Origin of the sequence: Rothia uropygioeca, from assembly GCF_004136585.1 — a bacterium.
Taxonomy (GTDB): Bacteria; Actinomycetota; Actinomycetes; order Actinomycetales; family Micrococcaceae; genus Rothia.
Genome location: NZ_NOIR01000003.1, coordinates 29,958 through 54,046 on the forward strand (window position 1 = coordinate 29,958; position 24,089 = coordinate 54,046).

General features: G+C 61.9%; 18 protein-coding genes. 9 read left to right on the forward strand and 9 right to left on the reverse strand.

What is annotated here, in order from left to right:
• Positions 1 to 156 precede the first annotated feature (156 nt).
• The gene (locus EWR20_RS08255) at positions 157 to 1,941 is read left to right on the forward strand and encodes a thiamine pyrophosphate-binding protein (protein WP_129360204.1); all 1,785 of its coding nucleotides are present in this window, start codon (positions 157 to 159) and stop codon (positions 1,939 to 1,941) included.
• A gap of 74 nt (positions 1,942 to 2,015) precedes the next feature.
• Here the strand turns inward: EWR20_RS08255 and EWR20_RS08260 are convergent, their stop codons facing one another.
• Positions 2,016 to 4,064 carry a family 16 glycosylhydrolase gene (locus EWR20_RS08260; RefSeq protein WP_165000996.1) on the reverse strand — a complete coding sequence of 683 codons (2,049 nt, stop codon included), beginning with the start codon at positions 4,062 to 4,064 and terminating at the stop codon, positions 2,016 to 2,018.
• Between the two features lie 247 nt (positions 4,065 to 4,311).
• Between EWR20_RS08260 and EWR20_RS08265 the strand changes: the two genes are divergently transcribed.
• Positions 4,312 to 5,274: an alpha/beta hydrolase gene (locus tag EWR20_RS08265; protein WP_165000997.1), complete on the forward strand. Its 963-nt coding sequence runs from the start codon at positions 4,312 to 4,314 to the stop codon at positions 5,272 to 5,274.
• A 20-nt stretch (positions 5,275 to 5,294) separates the two neighbouring features.
• Here EWR20_RS08265 and EWR20_RS08270 read toward each other — a convergent pair whose 3' ends face one another.
• From EWR20_RS08270 to EWR20_RS08280, 3 genes are all read right to left on the reverse strand, one after another.
• Positions 5,295 to 5,930, reverse strand: coding sequence for a DUF1345 domain-containing protein (locus EWR20_RS08270; protein WP_129360207.1), 636 nt, complete (start codon positions 5,928 to 5,930; stop codon positions 5,295 to 5,297).
• A gap of 50 nt (positions 5,931 to 5,980) precedes the next feature.
• Complete coding sequence (locus EWR20_RS08275; RefSeq protein WP_129360208.1) at positions 5,981 to 7,321, reverse strand: APC family permease; 1,341 nt, start codon at positions 7,319 to 7,321, stop codon at positions 5,981 to 5,983.
• Between the two features lie 152 nt (positions 7,322 to 7,473).
• Positions 7,474 to 8,859 (reverse strand): MFS transporter, encoded by a 1,386-nt coding sequence (locus EWR20_RS08280; RefSeq protein ID WP_129360209.1) that lies wholly within the window; start codon positions 8,857 to 8,859, stop codon positions 7,474 to 7,476.
• Between the two features lie 355 nt (positions 8,860 to 9,214).
• Here EWR20_RS08280 and EWR20_RS08285 point away from each other — a divergent pair, with 355 nt between their 5' ends.
• The 7 genes from EWR20_RS08285 (at position 9,215) to EWR20_RS08315 (ending at position 18,193) form a co-directional block, all read left to right on the forward strand.
• A complete protein-coding gene (locus EWR20_RS08285) occupies positions 9,215 to 10,768 on the forward strand; it encodes a fumarylacetoacetate hydrolase family protein (RefSeq protein WP_129360210.1) in 1,554 nt (517 codons plus the stop codon).
• A complete protein-coding gene (locus EWR20_RS08290) occupies positions 10,765 to 11,475 on the forward strand; it encodes a GntR family transcriptional regulator (RefSeq protein WP_129360211.1) in 711 nt (236 codons plus the stop codon). Before EWR20_RS08285 ends, EWR20_RS08290 begins: the two co-directional genes overlap by 4 nt.
• A 14-nt stretch (positions 11,476 to 11,489) precedes the next feature.
• Positions 11,490 to 13,004: a 5-carboxymethyl-2-hydroxymuconate semialdehyde dehydrogenase gene (gene hpaE, locus EWR20_RS08295; RefSeq protein WP_129360212.1), complete on the forward strand. Its 1,515-nt coding sequence runs from the start codon at positions 11,490 to 11,492 to the stop codon at positions 13,002 to 13,004.
• 93 nt (positions 13,005 to 13,097) lie between these two features.
• A complete protein-coding gene (gene hpaD, locus EWR20_RS08300) occupies positions 13,098 to 14,207 on the forward strand; it encodes a 3,4-dihydroxyphenylacetate 2,3-dioxygenase (RefSeq protein ID WP_129360213.1) in 1,110 nt (369 codons plus the stop codon).
• Positions 14,208 to 14,311: 104 nt separating this feature from the next.
• The gene (gene hpaH, locus EWR20_RS08305) at positions 14,312 to 15,097 is read left to right on the forward strand and encodes a 2-oxo-hept-4-ene-1,7-dioate hydratase (RefSeq protein WP_129360214.1); all 786 of its coding nucleotides are present in this window, start codon (positions 14,312 to 14,314) and stop codon (positions 15,095 to 15,097) included.
• A complete protein-coding gene (locus EWR20_RS08310; protein WP_129360215.1) occupies positions 15,082 to 15,861 on the forward strand; it encodes an HpcH/HpaI aldolase family protein in 780 nt (259 codons plus the stop codon). Before hpaH ends, EWR20_RS08310 begins: the two co-directional genes overlap by 16 nt.
• Positions 15,862 to 16,393: 532 nt before the next feature.
• Complete coding sequence (locus tag EWR20_RS08315) at positions 16,394 to 18,193, forward strand: S8 family peptidase (protein ID WP_238147668.1); 1,800 nt, start codon at positions 16,394 to 16,396, stop codon at positions 18,191 to 18,193.
• 163 nt (positions 18,194 to 18,356) lie between these two features.
• On the opposite strand, the gene EWR20_RS08320 is transcribed toward EWR20_RS08315, so the two are convergent.
• The 5 genes from EWR20_RS08320 to EWR20_RS08340 form a co-directional block, all read right to left on the reverse strand.
• Positions 18,357 to 19,385: an LLM class flavin-dependent oxidoreductase gene (locus EWR20_RS08320; protein WP_129360216.1), complete on the reverse strand. Its 1,029-nt coding sequence runs from the start codon at positions 19,383 to 19,385 to the stop codon at positions 18,357 to 18,359.
• Positions 19,386 to 19,474: 89 nt separating this feature from the next.
• Positions 19,475 to 20,812, reverse strand: a complete 1,338-nt coding sequence (locus EWR20_RS08325) for an MFS transporter (protein ID WP_129360217.1) — start codon at positions 20,810 to 20,812, stop codon at positions 19,475 to 19,477.
• 37 nt (positions 20,813 to 20,849) lie between these two features.
• The gene (locus tag EWR20_RS08330; RefSeq protein WP_129360218.1) at positions 20,850 to 21,305 is read right to left on the reverse strand and encodes a MaoC family dehydratase; all 456 of its coding nucleotides are present in this window, start codon (positions 21,303 to 21,305) and stop codon (positions 20,850 to 20,852) included.
• Positions 21,306 to 21,348: 43 nt separating this feature from the next.
• Positions 21,349 to 22,854 carry an acyl-CoA synthetase gene (locus EWR20_RS08335; RefSeq protein ID WP_129360219.1) on the reverse strand — a complete coding sequence of 502 codons (1,506 nt, stop codon included), beginning with the start codon at positions 22,852 to 22,854 and terminating at the stop codon, positions 21,349 to 21,351.
• Between the two features lie 29 nt (positions 22,855 to 22,883).
• A complete protein-coding gene (locus EWR20_RS08340; protein ID WP_129360220.1) occupies positions 22,884 to 24,089 on the reverse strand; it encodes an acyl-CoA dehydrogenase family protein in 1,206 nt (401 codons plus the stop codon).

A 24,089-nucleotide genomic window follows, 5' to 3' on the forward strand; every position in this document is an offset into this window, starting at 1 on the left:
CGGTAACGGTTGCGCAATCCGCCGGAAAGGCCTATGTTAGGCGTGTCCGACATCACAGGTTATGTCCGGTGTTCGAAAAAGGGACACTCAGCTACGGCGATCCCGGAGCGAGACATATATGGCTTACAAGTTCATATGTGGTTCCGGAGGAACATCATGCAATCCGTATCCGAAACGGTTGCGCGCGCCCTGACGCGCCATGTCGATCATTTTTTCTGCCTCATGGGCAACGGCAACGCCTATTTCATTGATGCCCTCGAACGTCTGGGCGTCCCGCCCATCCCCGTTCGCCACGAGACCGCTACTGTGGCCTCGGCCGATGCCTATTACCGGATGACCCGCAAAGTTGCGGTTGCGACCGCAACCTACGGGGCAGGGTTCACCAACGCGTTGACCTCCTTGGCCGAGGCCTCGCTGGCCAAAATGCCGCTTGTGCTGGTCGTGGGCTCCAAACCGACCACCGGCCCGCGGCCGTTGGACATCGACCAGACCATGACCGCCGAATCCATGGGCGTGCCCACATACACGGTGGGGGTGCAGGACGCGGGCAGCGTGACCATTGAGGCGCTCGCGGACGCGATCAGCAATTCGCGCCCCGTCGTCCTGGCGATCCCCTACGACCTCGCGCCTGAATTGATTGGCGAACGGGGGGAAATCATTCCGGATCTCCCCGAGGCAGAGCCGTTGCCTCGGGCCGACCAGGTGCTTGCGGCCAAGATCGCCCACACACTCGCCGACGCACAACGTCCCCTGATTCTCGCCGGACGTGGGGCTCTGGAGGCTCGTTCCGATCTCCGCTCGCTCGCGGAAGCCCTCGGGGCCGACGTCGCAACGACCGTCCCGACGCAGGGGTACTTCTCCGTTGCGGCCGACCGGGTCACCAATTATCGTGACCTCGGCGTATGCGGCGGGTTCTCCGCACCGTTGGCGGCCCGGGAGATCGCCGCGGCTGACGTCGTCCTCGTGGTCGGTGCGGGGCTCAACCAGTTCACGATGGCTCTAGGGAATGCATTCGGGGACAAGGCGTGCGTGATTCAGATCGGTATCACCGACGAAGCCACGAACCCCCGGGTGGACCAGTATTGCCGGTCCGATTCCCGCGACGCCGTTCGTTCGATTCGCGAGAACCTCGACCGGTTGGGCGTCTCCGGGCGCAAGCCGATCAGTTCCCCCACATCGGACGAGGCCCAGGAGCGGACCGAGGGGGTCGAGACCGCACCGGATGGCCGGCTCGATCCTCGACGCATCATGAGCCGCCTTAATGAGGTCCTGCCCGAGGACCGCGTGGTCTTCACGGACGGGGGCCATTTCATGCAGTGGCCGCTGACCTATCTCCGCGTTACCGAGCCGGACAGCCACATCACCGTGGGCACGCAATTCCAATCGATCGGGTTGGGCTTCCCTTCGGCTGCTGGTGTCGTGACCGCCGCGGGCGACCGTTTTCCCGTGCTGGTCTCTGGGGACGGTGGTGGTCTCATGGGGATCGCAGATGCGGAGACTTTCGTGCGAACGACCCGTCGCGGCGTGATCGTTTTCCTGAACGACGCCGGATACGGAGCCGAGGTGCATCAATATGCAGCGCGCGGATTGGCTCCGGAGCCCATGCTGATTCCCGATGTCGACTTCGCGGGGATCTTCGCGGCTCTCGGCGCGCGAGGGAGCACCGTTCGCAGCCTGGGCGACCTCGCCGACTTCGAGCAATGGGTGGCCAGTGGCGAGGACGGGACGTACGTCCTGGACTGCCGCATCACCAATAGCATCCGAGCAACGTGGATCGTCGAGGCCGTCGAAGAATCACGCAGGACGTCGCCGCACGTCGAAGAAATGTTGGGGATGGGCCGGCCTGCCCCGGAATCGCCACAATCAGCCGGAGCCGCTGCCTCGCAAAGCGGCGACGAAGGGAAAACGGGCGGGGCCGGTGACCGGCACATGCACGTCTAGTCCTCTACGGCGCACGTCTTCATGAGCAGGCGGCCAGGAGCCTCGAGCTCCTGGCCGCCTTGTGATTGTCTGCCCTATCTGCGCTCGGCCGTGATCGGGCGGTCCCTGTGCCAGGTCACGGTTCCGTGCTGGAACGTTTGCCGGACCCCGCCGTCGCCGGTGGGGGACTCTTCACCGGTCGGGTAACCGAGCCACCCGTTTTCCCAACCGGAGTCGGCCCAATAGGACTTGATCGCACCGCCGGTGGCATGTGCGCCCGTGCTCGGCGACCAGTGGATCTGGCCCCCATCGAAGACCTGGGAGGCTCCATTTCTGAGTTTCTGCTCGCCGGTGCGGGGATACCCGAGTTTTCCGGATTCCCACTGATATTGACCGTATCGCCCGAGGATCGCACCGTTGACAGGATGTACTGTGCCTGTGCGAGCGTCCCAGAAGAGGGTTCCGTTCTGGAAAGTTTGGGATGCTCCGCCTCCGGCGAGGCCCGTGAACTCATCGCTGGTCGGATATCCGAGCCAACCGTTCTCCCAGCCCTGACCTGCCCAGTACGCCTGGATGGCCCCGCCGCTGGCGTGTCCGCCCGTGCTCGGCGACCAGTGGACCTGACCGCCCTGGAAGCTTTGCGACGCGCCACCCTTCAGCTGGCGTTCATCCGATGTGGGCAGGCCGAGCAGGCCGCCCGCCGCACCGTGGGCTTCATAGGACCCCTTGATGCCGCCACGGACGGAGTGAGCCCCCGTGCTCTCGGACCAGTAGACCAACCCGTTCTCGAAAGTCTGGACCCGGGATCCCGGTACTTCTGCATCGCGTTCACCCGTCACCGGTGCTCCGAGCCAAGCGGATTCTTTCCACTTGGACTTGATGGCGCCGGTGGGGAAGACATCCTCGCGGGGCGACATGCGAATGTAGTCGACCTTGTCCACTCGTGCAGGGAACGGCCGATCGGCGCAGGGCGGGTTGATCCAGCCGGTGTCGGTCGGGAAAGCCAACGAATCGATGATCGCCTGATATGGGTTCTCGTTCAGGGTCGCGCGGAACTCCTCGTCGCTCATCCCTACCGTGGAACTCGTGGTTTCGGGGGTTTGACCCCAGCTGGAGGGAACCAGCTGACCATCCAGGTAATACCGGATCGCGTACCCGTCCCACGTCATTTTGAAGTTGTGCCATGCGCCTGCGATCTGGGTATCGAGCTTGTGGGCATCGCGCTTGGTCCCGCTTCCTCCGTCGTCCTGTTTGGTGCACGAGATATGTGAGGTATTGGTTGTGTAGGAGTGCTGGCTGAACATCTCCATGGTGTCCAGCTCCGAAATGGCCGATTTCTCGATCCCTGCTTGCGTGCAATACGGCTGGTTGTTGCGGATCCATGCCGCGAAGTGGAGGCCATCGACAACGTCATCCGACATTCGCGCCCGAACGTCCATTTCGAAAGGCGCGTTGTAAATGAAGTCCGTATTGATCCGGCCCGAGGTGTATACCGTTCGGGTTCCGCTGGGGCATACGGCACCGCCCGGGCTGACGGTTTGGGCCGAAGGCTCTTGCGAACCGGCCAGGCAGTGGCGCTCGGTCCTGATCTCGAGGTTTCCGTCCTTGACCGAAACATTTTCCGGCGTGTACACGGTGTTCCCGTTGTTTCCGAGGTTCGCAGCACGGGTCGTGTAGACCGACCATTGGCTCGACGGCAGCGCGGAGGGGTCGTTGAACTCGTCCCCTGCCTCGAGAGAATAGGAGGGACGATCTCGGTACGTCGTCTCCCACCGTGTCGTACCGGTCAGAACGGTCGCCGAGCCCGCTGATTTGGCAGTTACCGTGATGGGGGCGCCGGGGGCTATGCCCTCGTCCTCGGTGTAGGTGCCGGGTTTGGCGTAGGGGAGACCCTCTTTGGTGATGTTCTTGCCGGCGACGTCGATGTAGTAGCGCACACCGGCGTCTGACGGGATATAAACGGTCCGAGCGATTTCGTTGAACGTTGGTCCCTTGGGGGTGACTTCGGTGGCTGCGGCGGTACCCGACTCGACGGCTCGGGCAGGAGCGGTTACTGCAGGAGCGGGGCCGCACGACAGGGTGATGGCAAGGACCGTTGCGACGCTTATGCGCGTGATCCTCCTCGACAGTGGGGAGAAATTCATTGTGGACTCTTCACAGTTTGGCCATTGAGGCGGAAAAACCTGGGTACTACCAGTGAAGATACCCCAAATTCTTGATTTGTCCGGCCTATGCCGGAAAGTTAACGTTTGTAGCCGGTCAATGATGTTTATATCGAAGTTAGGCTGATGTGTAACCTCTATCAGTCGGGTCGTGTTCGAAGACATCGTCAGGACACGTTGCGAAGGGGTACCGAGGACCAGTTCGCTGATTTTTGTGGAAAGGACCCTAGTGGCGGTCGACCAGCCTGTGACCATGTGGAAAGTGCGAACCGGAAAAACCATAGTTGTTTTCGTGGTGGTTCTGCTGCTCGTCTCGTGCACGGCACATTCATCCGACGAACCCCCTCACCTGAGTGTTCAGAATTCCACCGTGGCGTTGGCCGAGCAGCCCGTGGCGGAAAGAAGCGGGCTGCAAATTGAACGAATCAATTACCCCGTTCAGGGGCAGGCGGATCCGTCCCAGAATTGGGGTGACTTGTATCTACCGGGTGGGATTCACAAAGAAAAGACGGTTCCCATGGTCGTTCTCGTCCATGGAGGGGCATGGCATCACTCCATCGGCGCGGACAAATTCAGCAAATACGCCCGAGCAATCGCGGCTCGTGGCGTGGCGGTCTACAACATCGAGTACCGACGCGTCGGTTCCGGCGGGGGCTGGCCGACGACCTTCACCGACGTCTCCTCGGCCTTGGATTACGTACCGCAATTGATGAACAATCATGCGGAGCTGTCCGGACGATCGGAAGTGGTCGGTCACAGCGCCGGAGCCCAACTGGCCGTTTGGGCGAGTACCCGCGGCGCTGCCCACAGGGATCGATTGGGCGGACAGCCGAAGTACCGGCCGGACCGGATTGTCTCCCTGTCCGGACCTCTGGACATGACCTACGCGTCCAGGAAAAGTGGCGAGGACATGTACAACGCATTGGGCGGTCCCCCGTCACAGGTCGCCTCCCGGTATGCCGAGGTCGACCCCATACAGAATATCGATACGGGCATTCCCGTGACCGCGGTCCACGGCACCGCGGACTCGGTGGTCACCTGGCAGAATTCGCAACGGTACATCCAGGCGGTCCAGCAGGGCGGTGGCCTTGCGAGCCTTCATTTAATGTCCGGAGATACTCACGGCTCATTCCTCAAGCCCGGGGGCGTGCATTACAACGACGTCCTGGACATCATTACCCAGGGCATGTGAGGTTCGGCAGGCAGCCGAACCTAGGTGAAGATCCCGGACACGAGGCTCACACCGGTTGCCAGTATCACGGTACCGAAAACGAAGGACAGCAGCCCGTGGCGCAGCACGATGGCGCGCAATCTTCTCGTCATCACTCCGACGTCGGTGGTTCCATAGGTCATGCCGACCATGAAACTGAAGTAGAGAAAGTCGACGTAACAAGGTTTCCCGGGCTCCCCGAAATCCAGGCCCCCTGCCTTGTCGCCGCTGAAGTAGAAGTGGGCGTACTGGGTCGTGTACATCATGTGGAGCATCGCCCAGGAGAGAAAAACCCCGGCCAAGCCTATGAGAGCTGCGAGGGAACCGCGGCCCGAATCGTCGATGACCATGACCATGACCATTCCAACCATGCTGACGACCGCGGCGATGGTGATCAGGAGTTCTTCCAATACCGGGTTGTACTGCTCGCGCAGTGAATGCCGTTGTGTCTGGTCCGCGTCCATGGGCCACAGGATGGCCCCATTGAGTGCCACGAAAGCCAGTGCCACGACGGTCAGGCCCACCAGGACTCCCCATTTCACGTCCGCGCCGAGCGTCGTGAAGAACGCCGCCAAAACCCCCAGCGCCAGGGAATACAGGAGACGCATGTGGGCGGAGAGCGGAAGGAATCTGCGCATGGGCTCACCCTATAAGAGGTGCACTCTCGCGGAGGCCCCCCGGCGGACCTCTAGATGGCCGACATATCCGGTGGAGCCTGCCTGAACCCTCGGGTAATGAACCCCAGCACGACGACGCCGAGGCAGAACCAGATGATGCCGACCGTGAGCGCATGGACGTCGAGCTGCGTGATGAGGAAAATGCTGATGACCGCCCCGATGATGGGGAGCAGGACGTAGGCAATGACGCTGTGGCGCCTACCCTGGCGCCGTTGCCTGAAGAAGTAGAAGATCACCGAGACGTTCACCGCTGTGAAGGCAATGAAGGCGCCGAAGTTGATGAACGACGTCGAGGTCGCGACGTCCATCAGCATTCCGCCCAGACCGATCACACCGGTGATCACGATGTTGATGACCGGGGTGTGGAACTTGCTGTTGAGCCGGCCGAAGATCTTTTTCGGGAGCGTGCCGTCGCGGCCCATCGCGTAGAGCAAGCGCGAGGCACTGGCTTGTGCCGCAATACCGGACGCGAACTGGGCGATCACGAGTCCGGCAAGGAAAATCGCCGCGAAGAGAGAGCCGCCGATCTGCAGGGCGACGTCGCTCGCGGCCGAGTCGGGGTCGGGGAAACTGCCACCGGGGTGGACCAGCTGCGTGGCGTAGGAAACCACGACGAAGATCGCTCCGCCGATCAGGGCAATCAGGAGGATCGCCCGGGGCATGTTCTTCTTCGGCTCGATCGTTTCTTCGGTGAGAGTCGTGATCGCGTCAAAACCCAGGAAAGAGTACGCTGCGATGGCTGCTCCGCTGGTGATCGCGGTAATGCTGGTGGACGAGTTCACGAACGGTTGCACGCTGAGCAACGAACCTGCGCCCCGGTCTGAGACGACCGAAGCGATGCACAGCGCAACGAAGATCACAATGACCAACATCTGAAAGGCCATCAGAAGGAAATTGGCTTTGTCGGCGACCTTGATTCCGAGGATATTGAGCGCGGTCGTGATCGCCATATACATCACGATCCATATCCCGATCGGTACTGACGGGAACTGTGCCGTCAGGTACGAACCGCCGATGAGCCAGATGACCAGTGGCAAGAAGAGGTAATCCAGCAACATGGTCCAGCCGACCAGGAAACCCGTGCGGGGCTCGATCGAGCGCCGCACATACGTGTATGCGGAACCCGCCACTGGGTGAGCGATTGCCATGCGCCCGTAACTGTGGGCGGTGAACATCATGGCCACGAGGGCCACGAGGTACGCGGACGATGCCGCCCCACCCGTCGTCTCGGCGATGACGCCGAAGATGCCCAGAACGATCAAGGGCGCCAAGTAGGCGAGCCCGAAAAGGACCAGCGAAGGGAGGGTGAGAGTTCGCGTCAGGTGTGTGCCTTCGCTGGATGCTGTGCTCATGGGATAACTGCCTTTGTGCCGGGACAACAAACGTGACCTGAGCGATACTAAACCACGCCGTGCAGTCTGACCGCATTGAAGGTCCTGGTCCCAGATCCCGACACGCCCCGGTTGTGTTCGCAAACCGGGGCGTGTCGGGGACTCGTCGGGTGTTACTTCTTGGCGAAGACGAGCGGGCTGACCGACTGCTCCTTTTCGCTGCCGTGGCCCAGCGGAATGCCCGTGCGGTCCCGGAGCAGGAGCGTTGCGACCATTCCCAGGACCACCATGATGCACAAGTAGATGGTGATGGAATGAGTACTGCCGGTTGCGTTCAGCAGTGCTTGGGCGATGGTCGGTGCAAAGGCGCCGCCGACGATCGCGCCGATCGCGTACGAGATCGAGACTCCTGAGAACCTCACCGAGGCGGGGAAGAGCTCGGTGTACGTCGCCGACTGCTGTCCGTAGGTGAATCCGAGCCCAATCGTCAGAATGGTCAGGCCCAAGAACAGCATTCCGATGCTTCCGGTGTTGACGATGGGGAAGAGCGCCACAATTCCTGCGAAGAGGAGGATCCAACCCAGGATGTAGGAGTTGCGTCTGCCCATCTTGTCCGACGCCCAACCGGCGATGAGCGTGAAGATCAGCCACGTGACCGCGGATCCGGTGACGGCAAGAAGTACTGGGCCGCGTTCGAAGCCGAGGGGGCCGTCCGGATTCGTCGCGTAGCTCTGGATGAATCCACCGGTGGTCATGTATCCGGCGGCATTGTTGCCCGCGAAGATCAACGCCGCGAAAATGACGAGGAGGCCGTGCTTCTTGAACAAAACACCGATGGGGGCCTTGCGCTCGTCCTTGAGTTCAGCGATTTCGGTGAAAACGGGTGATTCTTCCACGCCGTGACGAATCCAGTATCCGACGGCAATGAGCACCACGCTCATCAGGAACGGAACGCGCCATCCCCATTCCATGAAGGCATCGCCCGGTGCGATGGCAGTCATGAGGGTCAGCATTCCCGAGGCCATGAGCAGTCCGAGGGGGACGCCGATCTGCGGTGACGAGCCGTAGAGGCCGCGACGATCCACAGGAGCATGTTCCACGGCCATCAAGGCAGCTCCGCCCCATTCGCCACCTGCGGAGACGCCCTGGAGCAGGCGCAGAAGGATCAACAGAATGGGGGCGGCGGCGCCGATGCTCGCGTGCGTCGGAAGAACACCGATCAATGTGGTCGAGGCTCCCATTCCGATCAGGGTGACCATCAGAACTCGCTTGCGGCCCCACTTGTCGCCCAAGTGACCGGCGATGAATGCGCCGAGAGGCCGGAAGAGAAAGCTGAGACCCACGCTCATGAAGGACACGATTACGGAGGCTTGCGGGCCCAGCGGTCCGAAGAACAGTTTGCCGAAGACCAGCCCGGCGGCCGAGGCGTAGAGGAAGAAGTCGTACCACTCGATGCTCGTGCCGATCACTGTTCCGGCAATCACACGACGTTGTTCCTTGGCTTGCTCGACGGTACGCAGTGCGGCCGTCGTGGTGGTTGGGTCATGTTGGGCCGTCATCTCAGACTCCTTTGTCTTACGGTGCGGGATTGGTGCGGCACTGAGTGTCAGCGTGGTAATCCAGGAGGTAACGTGATCCAGGATACGAAGTATATGATTTTGAATAATATACGATCCCATCATCGGGTCAAGATGAGACGTCGAAGACACCGAGGTCTCACGATCGCAGTTCGGGGTGGGTGATCCGTTGGGGTGGTGGTTTTGCGCGGCATGGCAGGCTTCTGGTCGTCAGTAGTGTGATCTCTGCCGGGCGCCCCGGCCCCGAATCCCACTGCGAATGTGACGCGGTGTACTTGTTGCCAAATCTGAAATGATATACGATCTGACATGAATCAAGCATCAATGAGGAGGCTGGATGTCCACCCCGTATGAGGTCCCCGAGCAGGCAGTGAACCGGCAGGAGAGCGGCATCGCCGAGGTGCCGGTGCAACCCGGCAAGATCATCGCGGTTCACCTCGCGTACGAGTCGCGCGCTGCACAGCGAGGCCGACGTCCCGCGAATCCTTCCTATTTTATGAAACCCGCGAGCTCCCTGGCCGGATCCGGCGCTGAGATCGAGCGTCCGGCAGGAACCGAGCTCTTGGCTTTCGAGGGCGAGATCGCCCTGGTGATCGGCCGGCAGGCGCGCAATGTGGCGCTCGAGGAAGCCTGGAATTACGTTGGCTCGGTCACGGCCTCCAACGACTTCGGTATTTACGATTACCGCGCGGCGGACAAGGGCTCGAACCTTCGCAACAAGGGCCGTGACGGTTATACACCGCTCGGCCCCGATCTGATCGATGCCCGTCAGGTGGATCCGACGGCCCTCCGGGTGCGTACCTGGGTCAACGGAAGTCTGGTCCAAGAAGATGGCACATCTTGCGAGCGGTTGATCTTCCCTCTCGCGCAATTCGTCGCCGACCTTTCCCAGCACGTCACGCTCGACCCGGGCGACGTGATCCTGACCGGAACGCCCGCAGGATCGAGCGTCGTGAAGCCCGGCGACGTCGTCGAGGTCGAGGTAGATGCGCCGAGCGCCTCCGGTGCCCCCACTTCCGGGCGGTTGTCGACGCGCGTTGTCGAAGGAACCGGACAATTCGACGAAACCCTGGGCGCTCTGCCCTCCGTGGACGACAAGCAGCGCGAAGAAGCTTGGGGCTCCCGCGAAGCGGCCGGACTCCCCGAACCGGCGAATTCTTGCGAACTTCCCGGGGACCTGCGGGAACGACTCGCTGAATTGCCGACCGCGGGTCTGTCGGCCCAACTTCGGCAACGTGGGCTGAACCAGGTCAGCGTCGAGGGCGTGCGCCCCTCGATCCCAGGAAGCAAGCTTGTGGGGGTGGCCAAAACCCTGCGGTTCGTCCCTGCCCGCGAGGACCTGTTCACAAAACACGGCGGCGGCTACAACGCTCAGAAGCAGGCGTTCGACGCCGTCGGTCCGGGTGAGGTCATCGTGATCGAAGCACGCGGAGAATCCGGTTCGGGGACCCTCGGAGACATTCTGGCGCTGCGGGCCAAGAGCCGCGGGGCCGCAGGTGTGGTGACCGATGGCGGGGTTCGTGATTCGGCGGCCGTCCGGGACATCGGGCTGCCGGTGTTCTCAACCGCATCGCACCCGGCAGTGCTGGGCCGAAAGCACGTTCCGTGGGAATCCGACGTAGCCGTGGCATGCGGCAACGCGACCGTCCTACCCGGTGACGTCATCGTGGGGGATGACGACGGAGTCATCGTAATCCCGCGGGATTTGGTCGAAGACGTGGTGTCCGGGGCCGAGGCCAAGGAGACCCAGGATGCCTGGGTCGCGGAACGGGTCGCCGAGGGCCATCCGGTGGACGGTTTGTTCCCGCCGGTCGGACAGTGGAAAGAGCAGTACCAGACATGGCTGTCCTCCCGTGAGGATTCCGCCACTAACCAGGAAGATCACGCATGATCCAGACCCAGGAGACTCGGGTGCCGTCGAGCGGCTTGAGCAAAGCGCAGCGAGCTTACCAGTGGCTCAAACAGAAGATTTCGCGGCAGGAATTCACCCCGGGATATCGGCTCGTCCTGAGCACCATCGCCCAGCAACTCGATATGTCGGTGGTGCCGGTACGAGAGGCCATTCGGCAACTTGAGGCGGAAGGCCTGGTAACTTTCCAGCGGAATGTCGGCGCCCAGGTGGCCATGGTCGATGAATCCCGGTACCGCTCGTCGATGGAGACCCTGGGAATTCTGGAAGGTGCGGCAACCGCGCTCGCCGCACCGAACCTCGGCACGGAGGACCTTCGCCGAGCACGCGAACTCAATGACCGCCTCGCGGCTTCCTTGGACGACTTCGATCCTCATGCATTCACTCAGACCAACCACGAGTTCCACCAGGTTCTCTTCGCTCGGTGCCCCAATGAGCGACTCACCGAATTGGTCAGTGCCGAATGGGAGCGACTGGGTCACTTGCGAGATTCGACCTTCTCCTTCGTCCCCGGGCGTGCTCGCGAATCCGTCGAAGAACATGCTCACGTGCTCGAACTCATCGAGAACGGGGCGAGCGGTGTGGAGATCGAGCGGGCGGCACGCGGACACCGTCAGAACACCCTGACGAGCTACCTGAAGAACAAGCAATCGACCGCAGATTCTGAAGACTTCACCACGAATTCCTGATCGAAGGGAGCATTATGACAACCGAAAACACCACATCCACTGCCCAGCCGAAGGGTCTTCCGGAGACCATCCGCCACTACATCGGCGGGACATCGGTTGATTCCAAGGACGGCGAGACCTTCGACGTGATCAATCCCGTCACGAACAAGCCGTACATCACGGCAGCCGCGGGCAAGAAGGCCGATATCGACGACGCCGTCGCCGCGGCGAAGAAGGCGTTCGACGAAGGCCCCTGGCCCAAGATGCTCCCTCGGGAACGTGCGCGAATTCTGAACAAGATCGCGGATATCGTGGAGGAACGCGGCGACCAGCTGGCAGAGATGGAGTGCTACGACACGGGCCTCCCGATCACACAGGCCTTGAGCCAAGGGCGGCGCGCCGCGGAGAATTTCCGTTTCTTCGCGGACCTGATCGTTGCCCAGCACGACGACGCCTTCAAGGTCCCTGGACGCCAGGCCAATTACGTCAATCGCAAGCCCATCGGTGTCGCGGGCCTGATCACGCCGTGGAACACGCCGTTCATGCTGGAATCCTGGAAGCTCGCCCCCGCGATCGCGACGGGCAACACCGTGGTCCTCAAGCCGGCGGAGTTCACCCCGCTCTCGGCCTCGTTGTGGGCCGGAATCTTCGAGGAAGCCGGTCTTCCTGAGGGCGTCTTCAACCTGGTCAATGGCTTCGGCGAAGATGCGGGCGATGCCCTCGTCAAGCACCCGGACGTCCCCCTGATCTCTTTCACGGGCGAGTCCAAGACCGGCCAGTTGATCTTCTCCAACGCTGCACCGTATCTCAAGGGGTTGTCGATGGAACTGGGTGGCAAGTCGCCCGCGGTCGTCTTCGACGACGCCGATCTGGAAGCCGCGATCAACGCGACCGTCTTCGGCGTCTTTTCCTTGAACGGCGAGCGGTGCACCGCCGGTTCTCGCATTCTCGTGCAGCGCGGTGTCTATGACGAATTCGTCGAGCGCTACGCCGCACAGGCCAAGCGGGTCAAGGTCGGCCCGCCCTCCGAATCCACGACCGAGGTCGGTGCGCTCGTACACCCGGAGCATTTCGAAAAGGTCATGAGCTACGTGGAACTCGGCAAGTCCGAGGGTCGCTTGGTCGCCGGCGGGGGCCGTCCCGAAGGCTTCGAGGAAGGAAACTTCGTGGCTCCCACGGTATTTGTGGATGTCCCCTCGGACGCGCGGATTTTCCAGGAAGAGATCTTCGGTCCGGTCGTCGCGATCACCCCCTTCGATACCGAGGAAGAGGCTCTGGAGCTGGCCAACAACACCAAGTACGGGCTCGCCGCATACATCTGGACCAACGACCTCAAACGGGCACACAACTTCTCTCAGGCCGTCGACGCCGGGATGGTGTGGCTCAACTCCAACAACGTGCGTGACCTTCGCACGCCGTTCGGGGGTGTCAAGGCTTCCGGTCTTGGGCACGAAGGTGGTTACCGTTCGATCGATTTCTACACCGACCAGCAGGCCGTTCACATCAACCTCGGTGAAGTGCACAACCCGGTCTTCGGCAAAGCCGAATGACCTTTTCGGCCGCAGATCTTGCGGCCGCCCGAATGGCCTGGCACGTGCGCCCGGCCTCCCAACCAACCCATCGATAGAGCAAGGACGCTTGAGATGACAGAAACAGTCGATAACCCGATTCCCACCCCCTCGGTCCCTGCGCCGGACATCCTTCGTTGCGCGTACATGGAACTGATCGTGACCGATCTGAAGAAGTCCCGCGAATTCTACGTAGACCTCTTGGGCCTTGTCGTGACGGAAGAAGACGACGAGGTGATCTACCTCCGGTCCATGGAGGAGTTCATCCACCACAATCTGATTATCCGTCAGGGTCCGGTGGCCGCGGTCCGCGCCTTCTCCTACCGTGTGCGCACACCGGAGGACGTGGACAAAGCCGAGGCCTACTTCAAGGAAATGGGCTGCCGTACCGAGCGACGTCGCGACGGCTTCGTCAAAGGCATTGGTGACGCGGTCCGCGTGGAGGATCCGCTCGGATTTCCGTACGAATTCTTTTACGAAGTCGAGCACGTGGAGCGTCTCGCATGGCGTTACGACCTGTACGGGGCCGGTGCGCTGGTGCGGCTTGATCACTTCAACCAGGTCACGCCGGATGTTCCGCGGGCATGCCGGTACATGGAAGGCTTGGGATTCAGGATCACCGAGGACATTTCGGATTCGGAAGGCACCGAATACGCCGCGTGGATGCGTCGCAAAGCGACTGTGCATGACACTGCCATGACCGGCGGAAACGGTCCCCGGATGCACCACGTGGCCTTCGCAACCCACGAGAAGCACAACATTCTCTACATCTGCGACAAGATGGGCGCCCTCCGTCTTTCGGACCGGATCGAGCGCGGTCCAGGGCGCCACGGCGTGTCGAATGCGTTCTATCTCTACATCCTTGACCCGGATGACCACCGCATCGAGATCTACACCCAGGATTACTACACCGGCGACCCGGACAACCCCGTGGTCCACTGGGACGTCCACGACAACCAGCGACGTGACTGGTGGGGCAATCCCGTTGTGCCCTCGTGGTACACCGAGGCGTCCTTGGTTCTGGACCTCGACGGCAATCCGCAAGAAGTCCGTGAGCGTGACGACAAGTCGGAGATGGACGTGACGATCGGCGCGGACGGATTCTCCTACACGCGGTCCGACGACGAACAAGGCACCTACCGTGGGCAGGCGTCCAAGGGGTTCAAACTGGGGCACCAAGTCTAAAGAAACTCGATCCGAGGGGCTCCGCCGCCGGCAACATACACGGGCGGCGGAGCCCGTGCACCATCCACGGAATGCATCGACACGGAATGCATCGAAGGAGAGAAATGCTCGAGAACGAACAGCTCACGTCGATCGCGGACGAGCTCGCTTCGGCGGAGGAATCCCGCGGGATGATTCCGCGGCTGACCGCTCGGTTCCCCGATATGACGGTCGAGGATGCATACGCCGTCCAGAACGAATGGCGACGTCGAGGTGAGCAGGCGGGTCGCCGACTCGTTGGCCGTAAGATCGGCCTGACCTCCAAGGTCATGCAACAGGCCACCGGGATCACCGAACCGGATTATGGCGCGATCTTCGGCGATCAGGTTTATGAGAACGGTACGGTGATCGACCACGGTCAGTATTCCAATGTCCGTATCGAGGTCGAGCTCGCATTCGTGCTCAAGGAGGACCTTGAGGGCCCTGACGTCACGATCTACGACGTCCTCAGAGCTACCGAATACGTGACTCCGGCTCTGGAGGTCCTGAGCTCGCGCGTCGAGATGGAAGGTCGCACGATCGTCGACACCATCAGCGACAACGCTGCGCTGGGCGCCATGGTCCTAGGTGGCCGCCCGGTTGCCCCCGATGCCGTGGACCTGCGGTGGGTCTCTGCGATGCTGTACCGCAACGAGACGATCGAAGAGACCGGTGTTGCGGCGGCTGTGCTGAACCATCCGGCGGCCGGCGTCGTCTGGCTCGCGCGGAAACTCGCCGAACACGGGGATTTGCTCAAGGCGGGGGAGATCATCCTCGCCGGTTCCTTCACTCGCCCGATGTGGGTCGAGAAGGGGGACACCGTTCATGCCGATTACGGAGATTTGGGGTCCATCACATGCCGTTTCGTGTAGAACTTCCGGAAACCTTCGCCAGCGCGTTGGACGCCTCGGACCGGCCCCTTGTGGGCATGTGGGTTTGTTCGGGCTCCCCGGTCGCGGCAGAAATCGCCGGGTGCTCGGGACTGGACTGGGTCCTGCTGGACGGGGAGCACTCTCCGATCGGGCTGGAAACCACCGCTTCGCTGCTCAGAGCACTCGCTGCATATCCGACGACGCCGATGGTTCGAGTCCCCGAGCTGAATCCGGCGCTCATCAAGCAATTCCTCGACCTGGGTGCGCAAAACCTTCTGGTCCCCATGATCGATACCGCCGAGGAAGCGCGGCGGGCCGTCGAGGCCGTTCGATACCCCACAGGCGGGGTGCGCGGCGTCGGCTCGGCCCTGGCCCGGGCTTCTCGGTGGGGAGCCGTTGAGGGATATCTCGGTAGGGCGGAGGAGACCATCTCGCTCACCGTGCAGATCGAATCCGAGACCGCCGTGGCCAACGCCGACGAGATCGCGGCGGTCGACGGGGTGGACGCGATTTTCGTAGGCCCCTCGGACCTGGCCGCGTCGATGGGGGTATTGGGAGAACAGACCCACCCGGACGTCACCGCGGCCGTTCTGTCGGTCTTCGACAAGGTGCGTGCCGCGGGCAAGAGGGTCGGCGTCAACGCGTTCAACCACGAGCAGGCGCAGAAATACCTCGACGCTGGTGCGTCATTCGTACTGGTTGGCGCGGATGTTCAATTGCTGACGCAGGCCTCCCGGGACTTGGCGGAGAAGTTCATCGACTAAGGGCCCGCTCTTCGGCCTTTCCGAGCCAACATCGCGGTCCCGCCTTTGAGCACCCATTGCTCCGGATGATTTGCCTTGAAGACGCGAGAAAGAAACCGTCGAAAACATTCTTGCCGGCATAATGCCCGCATGCTGTGTCCGTAGCGGTGGCTTTGATCGCAGAAGTATTCGCTCGGTGGACGCCCTGGGTCCGCGCCTGGGCAGAAGTGATCCTGCCCCACAGCTGCTCCGCGAGCTCGCGGGTGATCTGGAGTCGTCGCACCAGAGTCGAATACGGACGTCGATTCTGTGCGTTTGGGGGTCGTGCGAGTGTGCCGTTTCCTTCTGCCGCCCGGTCCTCATCGATATCCCGAATTGTGTTTCATGCCGATATAATTCCAAAGCTATTCTTTTGATTTTAACTTTTCTCTGCAAGTGTTGTACTTTTCTTTTTGGACGTGACGAACCTATCTGTCCGTCCGATACCGCTGCGAACCAGTCCGGTATTCCGCCGCGGTTTCGTCATCAGTCATCACTTAGCTGAGGATAAGAAATGCAAAACTCTGACAAAGTCCCTTTGGACAAGATAAAACGTAGGGGTTCATTCATTGCCGTCCCCGGGTTTGCCCGCCGGTGGGCATGCACGCTGACCGCCGCGACCATGATCGCGGGCTCGTTCGGTGCGGCCACGGGCGCGACGACCGCAGCCCGAGCCGTCGACGCCCCTTCGTCCGCGTCCGCGGAGGCGCTGATCGAGGACAGCCGGCTCGACCTGAATCAGGGCGAGGCCGACAGATTCGTCGTCAAGTACAAAGACGGCTACCACCCCGCTGAGGAGCGTGACCGGATCCTCAGCGACGCGGAACGGTCCACGGGCACGGAAGCGACTGAGATTCGCGAGGGTGCCGACAACCGCTTCGTCGTCGTCACCGAAGAGAAACTGGACCAGCGCGAGTCTGGCGAATTCATCCGCTCCTTGGAGAGCGATGCCGCCGTCGACTACGTCAAGCGGGATTCGCGGGTGACTATTGACGAGGACGCACTGAAGACGTCCGAAGTTCAGAAAGCCACCGACGCGCCGAAGACTCCGGCACCAATCGACGACGAGTTCTACGCCAGCCTGTGGGGCCTTCATGGCGAGTGGGGTGCGAACGTTCCCGGCGTATGGGAGAGGTCTACGGGCAAGGACGTCACCGTGGCGGTGCTGGACACGGGGATAACCGACCACCCGGACCTCCAGGACAACTTGATTCCTGGTTATGACTTCATTTCCGACCCTGGTTCCGCTCGGGATGGTGACGGCAGAGACTCTGACCCTCATGACCAAGGGGACTGGTACGGCGCGAACGAATGCACGACAGGCAATAAGCCCAAGAGCTCCTCGTGGCACGGCACGCACGTCGCCGGAACCATAGCCGCCCTACAGAACAACCGCCAGGGGATCTCCGGGGTTGCGCCCCATGCGAAGATCCAGCCTGTGCGTGTTCTGGGCAAATGCGGTGGGTGGACCTCCGACATCGCCGATGCGATCACGTGGGCTTCCGGAGGTAAGGTTCCCGGCGTCCCGATGAACGATAAGCCCGCTCAGGTCATCAACATGTCCCTGGGTGGCCGTGGACAATGCGGAAGGATCTACCAGGACGCCGTTAACGGGGCCGTTGCACGTGGGACCACTGTGGTCGTCTCCGCAGGGAACAGCACGGCCGATGCCGCAGGGTTCACGCCGGCCAACTGCAGCAACATTGTGACGGTAGGGGCGAGTGACGCCAAGGGTGAGCTGGCCTACTACTCGAACTTCGGATCTACCCTGGACATCATGGCACCGGGTGGCGACGTGCGAACCCGGGGAGGCGGCATTCTTTCTACGCTCAACTCCGGAACGACGACGCCCTCTGCGCCCGTCTACAGCTGGTACCAGGGAACTTCGATGGCCTCGCCTCATGTCAGTGGGGTCGTCGCGCTGATGAAGTCGGCGGCACCCGAGCTGACGCCGTCTCGCATCAAGGAAGTTCTGAAGTCCTCCGCCAGGCCGATGGGTGTGGCCTGCGGACTTGGGTGTGGCGCCGGGCTGATTGATGCCCAAAAGGCGTTCGATGCCGTCGCGCCTGCCCCGGAGAAGCCCGCACCAAAACCCACTCCGGAGCCCAAGCCGACTCCCGCACCCGTGGTGCCTGCACCCCCGACTCCCGCACCCGAAAAGCCGAGTCCAGGACCTCAGCCGGTGAAGCCGAAGCCGACGCCCGTAAAGCCGAAGCCGACGCCTGTGAAGCCCAAGCCGGATAAGCCGTGGTACGCCTCCTGGTGGGAGCGGGTCGTCGACTGGTGGAATAACCTGTGGTACCGCCTGAGCTGATCTAGGATCACGCTCCCTCATTCCCTGCGCGCCGAGGCAACGAGTCCGTACTTCGGATGCGGGCCTGCACATCGGGTAATCAGGTTGCCTGATATGCATGCCCCTCGTGTTGCCCGGCGCGCGGGGACCACGGGTTTCGGGTAGGGCGGCCCGTCTCCGGCCGCTAGCGCCACCCCAATGCCGGGGCGACGTGGGCCAGGATCGACTCGATCACGTGGGCGTTGTAATCAACACCCAATTGGTTCGGCACGGTCAGCAGGAGAGTGTCTGCGGCCTGGATCGCTTCGTCGGCGCGCAACTGCTCAATGAGGGCCTCGGGCTCGTCCGCGTAGGAGCGGCCGAATACGGATCTGGTGTTGTCGATGTACCCGACCTGGTCATCGCGTTCTCCGGTACCCAGGAAATAGCGCCTGTCCTGGTCGTTCGTGATTGCGAAGATCGAACGGGAAACCGAGGTGCGGGGATCGAAGCCGTGGTCGTGCTGGGCCCACTCCTCTCGGAAGGCCTCGATCTGCTTGCGCTGTTGCACGTGGAAGGGCTCACCCGATTCGTCGTCCTTGAGCGTGGAGGACATGAGATTCATGCCGTTCTGAGCTGCCCAGCGTGCAGTCGCATCCGATCCGGCACCCCACCACATGCGGTTGCGGAGCCCCTCGGAATAGGGCTCAACACGTAGAAGCCCGGGCGGATTCGGGAACATCGGCTGCGGGTTGGGGCGCGCAAAGTGTTTGCCCGACAGAGCCGCGAGGACGACCTCGGTGTGCCGGCGTGCCATGTCCGCGTCGGATTCGCCGTCCTCCGGTTCGAAGCCGAAATAGCGCCACCCGTCGATGACCTGTTCGGGCGAGCCTCGCGAAATGCCGAGTTGCAGACGTCCGCTGGCGATGAGGTCAGTTGCCCCGGCGTCCTCGGCGAAAGCGAGAGGATTGACGTATCGCATGTCGATGACACCGGTCCCGAGCTCTATGCGACTCGTCCTGGCGCCTGCGGCGGCCAAAAGTGGAAAAGGCGAACCCAATTGGCGCGCGAAGTGGTGCACGCGGAAGTAAGCGCCGTCGGCCCCAAGTTCTTCTGCGGCCACAGCCAAATCGACGCTTTGCGCAAGGGCATCGGCTCCGCTCTGAGTGGCAGAAGTGGGATGCGGAGTCCAATGGCCGAAGGAAAGGAAACCGATATTTTTACGAGTGTTCACACCTGGATCAACCGGCCCGTGAGAGTTTCTATTCCGGACTTGCCGCCCCGCAGCTCATCACGTGCGAGGGCAGTCTGCTTTCTCCAGTCTCAGTGCTCGTAGGTCTCCAGATCGTTGTTCTTCGACTCGCGGGTCAGAAGAATGAAGATCGCGGAGACCCCTCCCAAAGCGATCAGGTACCACAGCACCGGCGCAATCTCGCCCTGGGACTTGGCGAAGATCGAGGTGATGATGGTGGGAGTAAAACCCGCCCCGATGAGTGTGGCCAACTGGTAGCCCATGGATGCGCCGGTATACCGCGCTGAGGTTCCGAATTGTTCCGATACGAACGCTGCCAGGGGCCCGTAGATCGCTGCATGAGAACACAGTCCGATGACCATCGCGAGGAAAATCAACCCTGGGTTGCCCGAGGCGTACCAGCCGAACATGGGAAAGATCAGCATCAGGTAAATGACGGTCCCCGCGATCATGATCGGCTTGCGCCCCACCACGTCGGAGAGTCGGGCCCAGCCGACCACGCACGGAATGCTGATCACGGAGGCAAGAGCGAACAGATATAGAACCAGGGAACGATCGGCGCCGTTGTCGACCGCGTACCCGATGGCGAAGATCGAGATCACCGCCTGCAGGGCAAAACCGCCTGCCCCGCCCAGCATCACCAGAATCAGGTTCTTCGGGCGACGGAGAATTTGCCAGATGGGCAGTTTGGGTTTGTCGCCCAGCTTTTCCTCTTCCTCCACCGCTTCCTTGAAAATCGGGGATTCGGAGACTTTGGACCGAATGAAAATGCCCACCGCGAGCAGAACCACGCTCAACAGGAACGGGATTCTCCACCCCCACTCCAGAAAGGCATCCCCGGTCCAGTGGTTCGCAAGTCCCATCACGGTGGTGCCCAGAGCGGCGCCCATGGGCGCTCCGGCGTTGGTGAAGGAAGCGGCGAAGCCTCGCTTTCCCCCTTTTGCATGTTCGAGGGCCATCAACGCTGCCCCTCCCCATTCACCGCCGATCGCGATTCCCTGAAGGACCCTCAAGACGATCAGAATGACCGCACCCCAAGAGCCGATACTTGCCTGACCGGGTACCAACCCGATCAGCGTCGATGCCGACCCCATGGACAGCATCGACAGTACGAGCATCCTCTTTCGACCGAGACGGTCACCGAAGTGACCGAAGACGGCTCCTCCCAGGGGCCGCGCAATGTAGCCTGCCGCGAATGTGCCGGCCGAGGCGATAGCCCCGGCCAGCGGGTCCAGGTTTGTGAAGAAAACATGTGGGAAAACCAGCGCTGTCGCCGTCGCGTACAGCAGGAAATCGTAGAACTCGATCGTGCTGCCGATGAAGCTCGACGCAATGACTCTTCGAGCCTCGCGTTGTTTGTCCCTTGCGCCGAGCCGCTCTGCTCGGACTTCCGAAGCGGGGATGCTCATTTTTTATCTGGCCTCTCTGCTGACTGACGCCGTGGCATCACGAGTAGAACCTCAAGACGGACCGGGCGACGACGGCCGGCTTGGACGCGCCCTCGGATGTCACCGCGTTGTCGATCTCCACCTGGACCCCGCCTTCGATGTCCTTGACCTCCGCGAGAATCGAGGTCATGCAGACGCGGTCTCCGACTTTCACAGGAGAAGGGAAACGAACCTTCTCCAAGCCGTAGTTGATCTTGGTGGAAACATCCGTGACGTCGAGGATTTCGGCAAACATCGGCAAGGTGAGGGACAGCGTTAAGAATCCGTGGGCGATCGTCGTCCCGTACGGACCGTTCTTGGCACGCTCGGGGTCGACGTGGATGTACTGGTGGTCGCCGGTGGCATCCGCGAACGTATTGACCTGCTCCTGGGTGATTCTCTGGGCCTTGCAGGGGCCGAGTTCTTTGCCCACGAGGTCCTTGAGTTCTGCGAGAGTGGTGTTGACGATGGCCATGGTGGTCTCCTGACGTTGTGCTGTTGTTGTGATCCCGTGGGGATCAGTAGGTCTTGCGCAAAAGGTTCTTCTGGATCTTTCCCGTGGTGGTCCGAGGCATTTCCCCGACCACCAGGACTTCGCGGGGAATCTTGTACTTGGCCAAGCGCTTCGCCAAGTGTTCGCGGATTTGGTTTCCCGTGTGGCTTGCCGCGGATTCGAGGACCACGAAGGCCACTCCGGATTCACCCCATCGCTCGTCCTCGACGCCGATCACGGCCGCTTCCGAGACAGCCGGGATGTTGAGCAGGGCGTTCTCCACCTCGGCCGGATATACGTTTTCTCCGCCGGAGATGTACATGTCCTTCATGCGATCGTGGACGCGCAGATAGCCCTCGTCGTCTACGCTTCCGACGTCGCCGGTGTGGTACCAGCCGTCCTGCAGCACCGAGGCGGTTTCCTCCGGCTTTCCCCAATAACCACTCATGAGGTTTGGGCCGTGGGCCCAGATTTCCCCTGCCTGGCCGGATGCCACATCTTTGCCGTCCAGATCGACGATGCGCGACTCGGTGAAGAAGTGCTCTTTGCCCGCCGTGCCGGCTTTGACTATGCCGTCTCGCGGATCGAGCATCCTCACGCCAGGGGCCGTCTCGGTCATCCCGAATCCTTGGCTGATGGAGATCCCCTTGGCCGCCCACGTGCGGAACATGCGCTCGGGCAACGGAGCGCCGCCGACCATGAGATTTCGCAGCATGGACAAGTCCGCTTCGTCGAACCCCTCTTCGTGGGACAGCGCATCGAGCATCGCCGGAACCATGAACGCCGTGTTCACCCGGTGTTCCGTGAGGGCTTTGAGCGCATCGGCCGCTTTGAACCGTCGATGGATGAGAATCCGTCCGCCCATCATGAACGTGGGGACTGCCAGCATGTTCAAACCAGCGATGTGAAACAGCGGGGCCGCAGCTAGGTTGACGTCGTTCTGCCGAAAGTCTTCCCCGATGAGCGCGTTGAGGTATTGGAAGAGCAGGGCACGGTGGCTGAGCATGACCCCTTTGGGTCTTCCGGTGGTCCCCGACGTGTACATGATCAGGGCCGTATTGTTCTCGTCGAGTGGAATGGTCGCGTCGTCGGTCCCACCGCTGGCGACCAACGGCTCGTACTCACCCTCGTCTACCCCGAACCACGTGATCTTCGGGCCCAGAGCCGTGCGCAATTGGTCCGCATTCTGGGCCTGGTCCTCGCCGTAGAAGACCACCGCGGGAGTGCAATCGCGCAGGATGTAGTCGACTTCCGGAGCCGCAAGCCGTGGATTGATCAGCACGCACACGGCGTCGATCAGCGTCGCCGCGAAGAAGACTTCCAGCAGAGCCGGGTGGTTGAACCCCGCGTACGCGACGCGGTCGCCGGGGCGGATTCCGAGAGTCGTGAGAGCGTCGGCCAGCCGGTTGACCCGCTCAGCGACTTCCGCGTACGTCGTTTCGGATCCCTCGAAGCTGAAAGCGATATCTTCCCCGCGGATCTTGGCGCGGCGCGCGGGATAGGTTCCTATTCCGTATTCAATGGTGGTCATGAGAACTCCTTCGTCCTGGACCGGTGATGCTATGTGTTGGTGCGAGGCAGAAACGAGCCAATACCGGTCAGCGAGCGCCCCACGATCAAGCTGTTGATCTCATGCGTCCCCTCGTAGGAGTAAATGGCTTCGGCATCCGCAAAGTACCGGGCGACGTCGGCCTCCAACGTGATTCCGTTCCCGCCGCAGACCTCTCGGGCCAGGGCAACGGTCTCGCGCATACGAAGACACACGGTCGATTTGGTGAGGGCCGAATGCTCGTCGCGGTAGGAGCCGTTTTCTTGCGCCTCGGACAAGGAAGCGCAGAGTGACAGTGCTTGTGTGACGTTTCCTTGCATTCGGGCCAGTTTCTCTTGGACCAGCTGGAATGAACCCAGCGGTACCCCGAACTGCCGGCGCCGGTCCACGTAACGCAGTGCCGCCTCGAACGCCCCTGCGGCCACGCCCGCCGCGATCCACGCGACGTCCGAACGCATGAGGCGCAACATCCTTGCGACGTCTTTGAAGGAATGAACGTTCTTCAGGCGCAACGACTCCTGGACCGACACGTCCTCCAGCGTGATTTCCGCATTCTGCACGATGCGCAATGCGGTTTTGCCGGAAATGGTCTCCATGCTGACACCGGGTGCTTCGCTGGGCACCAGGAAACCTTTGACCTCGCCATCGTCGTCGTCGCGGGCGAAGATCGCCAACCAGTCAGCCTGGGTGGCCGCGCCGATCCAACGTTTGGTTCCGTTGATTCGCCAGGTCTCGCCCTCGCGCCGGGCCGAGGTGGCCAATCCGCCTGCGACGTCGGAACCGTGCTCGGGCTCGGTGAGACAGAAGACGCCGAAGCGTTCCCAGGAAGCAATCTTGGGGCGCCATTCGGCGACCATCTGATTGTCGCCGCCCTCGAGCACAGCGGTTCGGAACAAGCCCGCTTGTGCCGTGTGGAACGTTGCCACCGAGGCGTCCGTCCGCGCCAGGGTGAAGCACCGGAACCCACGAAATATGGGGCGGGGGTCGGCCTCGAGGGCCGCCGGTTCCACCAAATCCAGATCCACGAGTGGTTGCACGATGGCCTGTGGGAAGCGCGCCTGGTCCCACGCCTCGTTGACAAGGGGTGCGACATCACGCTCGAGGGTTTCCTGAAGGGTCAGGAGGAGTCCGCGCTCACTATCGTTCAGCGAGGCGGAAACTCCCAGTGGATCGGACAGCGGAAAAAGCGTCCGAGTTGGATCTGCTGTCATCGACAT

Excerpts from the sequence above, each read along its gene's own strand:
- EWR20_RS08255 (WP_129360204.1), top strand. The coding sequence starts at position 157 with ATGCAATCCGTATCCGAAACGGTTGCGCGCGCCCTGACGCGCCATGTC.
- EWR20_RS08260 (WP_165000996.1), bottom strand. The coding sequence starts at position 4,064 with ATGAATTTCTCCCCACTGTCGAGGAGGATCACGCGCATAAGCGTCGCA.
- EWR20_RS08270 (WP_129360207.1), bottom strand. The coding sequence starts at position 5,930 with ATGCGCAGATTCCTTCCGCTCTCCGCCCACATGCGTCTCCTGTATTCC.
- EWR20_RS08275 (WP_129360208.1), bottom strand. The coding sequence starts at position 7,321 with ATGAGCACAGCATCCAGCGAAGGCACACACCTGACGCGAACTCTCACC.
- EWR20_RS08280 (WP_129360209.1), bottom strand. The coding sequence starts at position 8,859 with ATGACGGCCCAACATGACCCAACCACCACGACGGCCGCACTGCGTACC.
- EWR20_RS08285 (WP_129360210.1), top strand. The coding sequence starts at position 9,215 with ATGTCCACCCCGTATGAGGTCCCCGAGCAGGCAGTGAACCGGCAGGAG.
- EWR20_RS08290 (WP_129360211.1), top strand. The coding sequence starts at position 10,765 with ATGATCCAGACCCAGGAGACTCGGGTGCCGTCGAGCGGCTTGAGCAAA.
- hpaE (WP_129360212.1), top strand. The coding sequence starts at position 11,490 with ATGACAACCGAAAACACCACATCCACTGCCCAGCCGAAGGGTCTTCCG.
- hpaD (WP_129360213.1), top strand. The coding sequence starts at position 13,098 with ATGACAGAAACAGTCGATAACCCGATTCCCACCCCCTCGGTCCCTGCG.
- hpaH (WP_129360214.1), top strand. The coding sequence starts at position 14,312 with ATGCTCGAGAACGAACAGCTCACGTCGATCGCGGACGAGCTCGCTTCG.
- EWR20_RS08310 (WP_129360215.1), top strand. The coding sequence starts at position 15,082 with ATGCCGTTTCGTGTAGAACTTCCGGAAACCTTCGCCAGCGCGTTGGAC.
- EWR20_RS08315 (WP_238147668.1), top strand. The coding sequence starts at position 16,394 with ATGCAAAACTCTGACAAAGTCCCTTTGGACAAGATAAAACGTAGGGGT.
- EWR20_RS08325 (WP_129360217.1), bottom strand. The coding sequence starts at position 20,812 with ATGAGCATCCCCGCTTCGGAAGTCCGAGCAGAGCGGCTCGGCGCAAGG.
- EWR20_RS08330 (WP_129360218.1), bottom strand. The coding sequence starts at position 21,305 with ATGGCCATCGTCAACACCACTCTCGCAGAACTCAAGGACCTCGTGGGC.
- EWR20_RS08335 (WP_129360219.1), bottom strand. The coding sequence starts at position 22,854 with ATGACCACCATTGAATACGGAATAGGAACCTATCCCGCGCGCCGCGCC.
- EWR20_RS08340 (WP_129360220.1), bottom strand. The coding sequence starts at position 24,089 with ATGTCGATGACAGCAGATCCAACTCGGACGCTTTTTCCGCTGTCCGAT.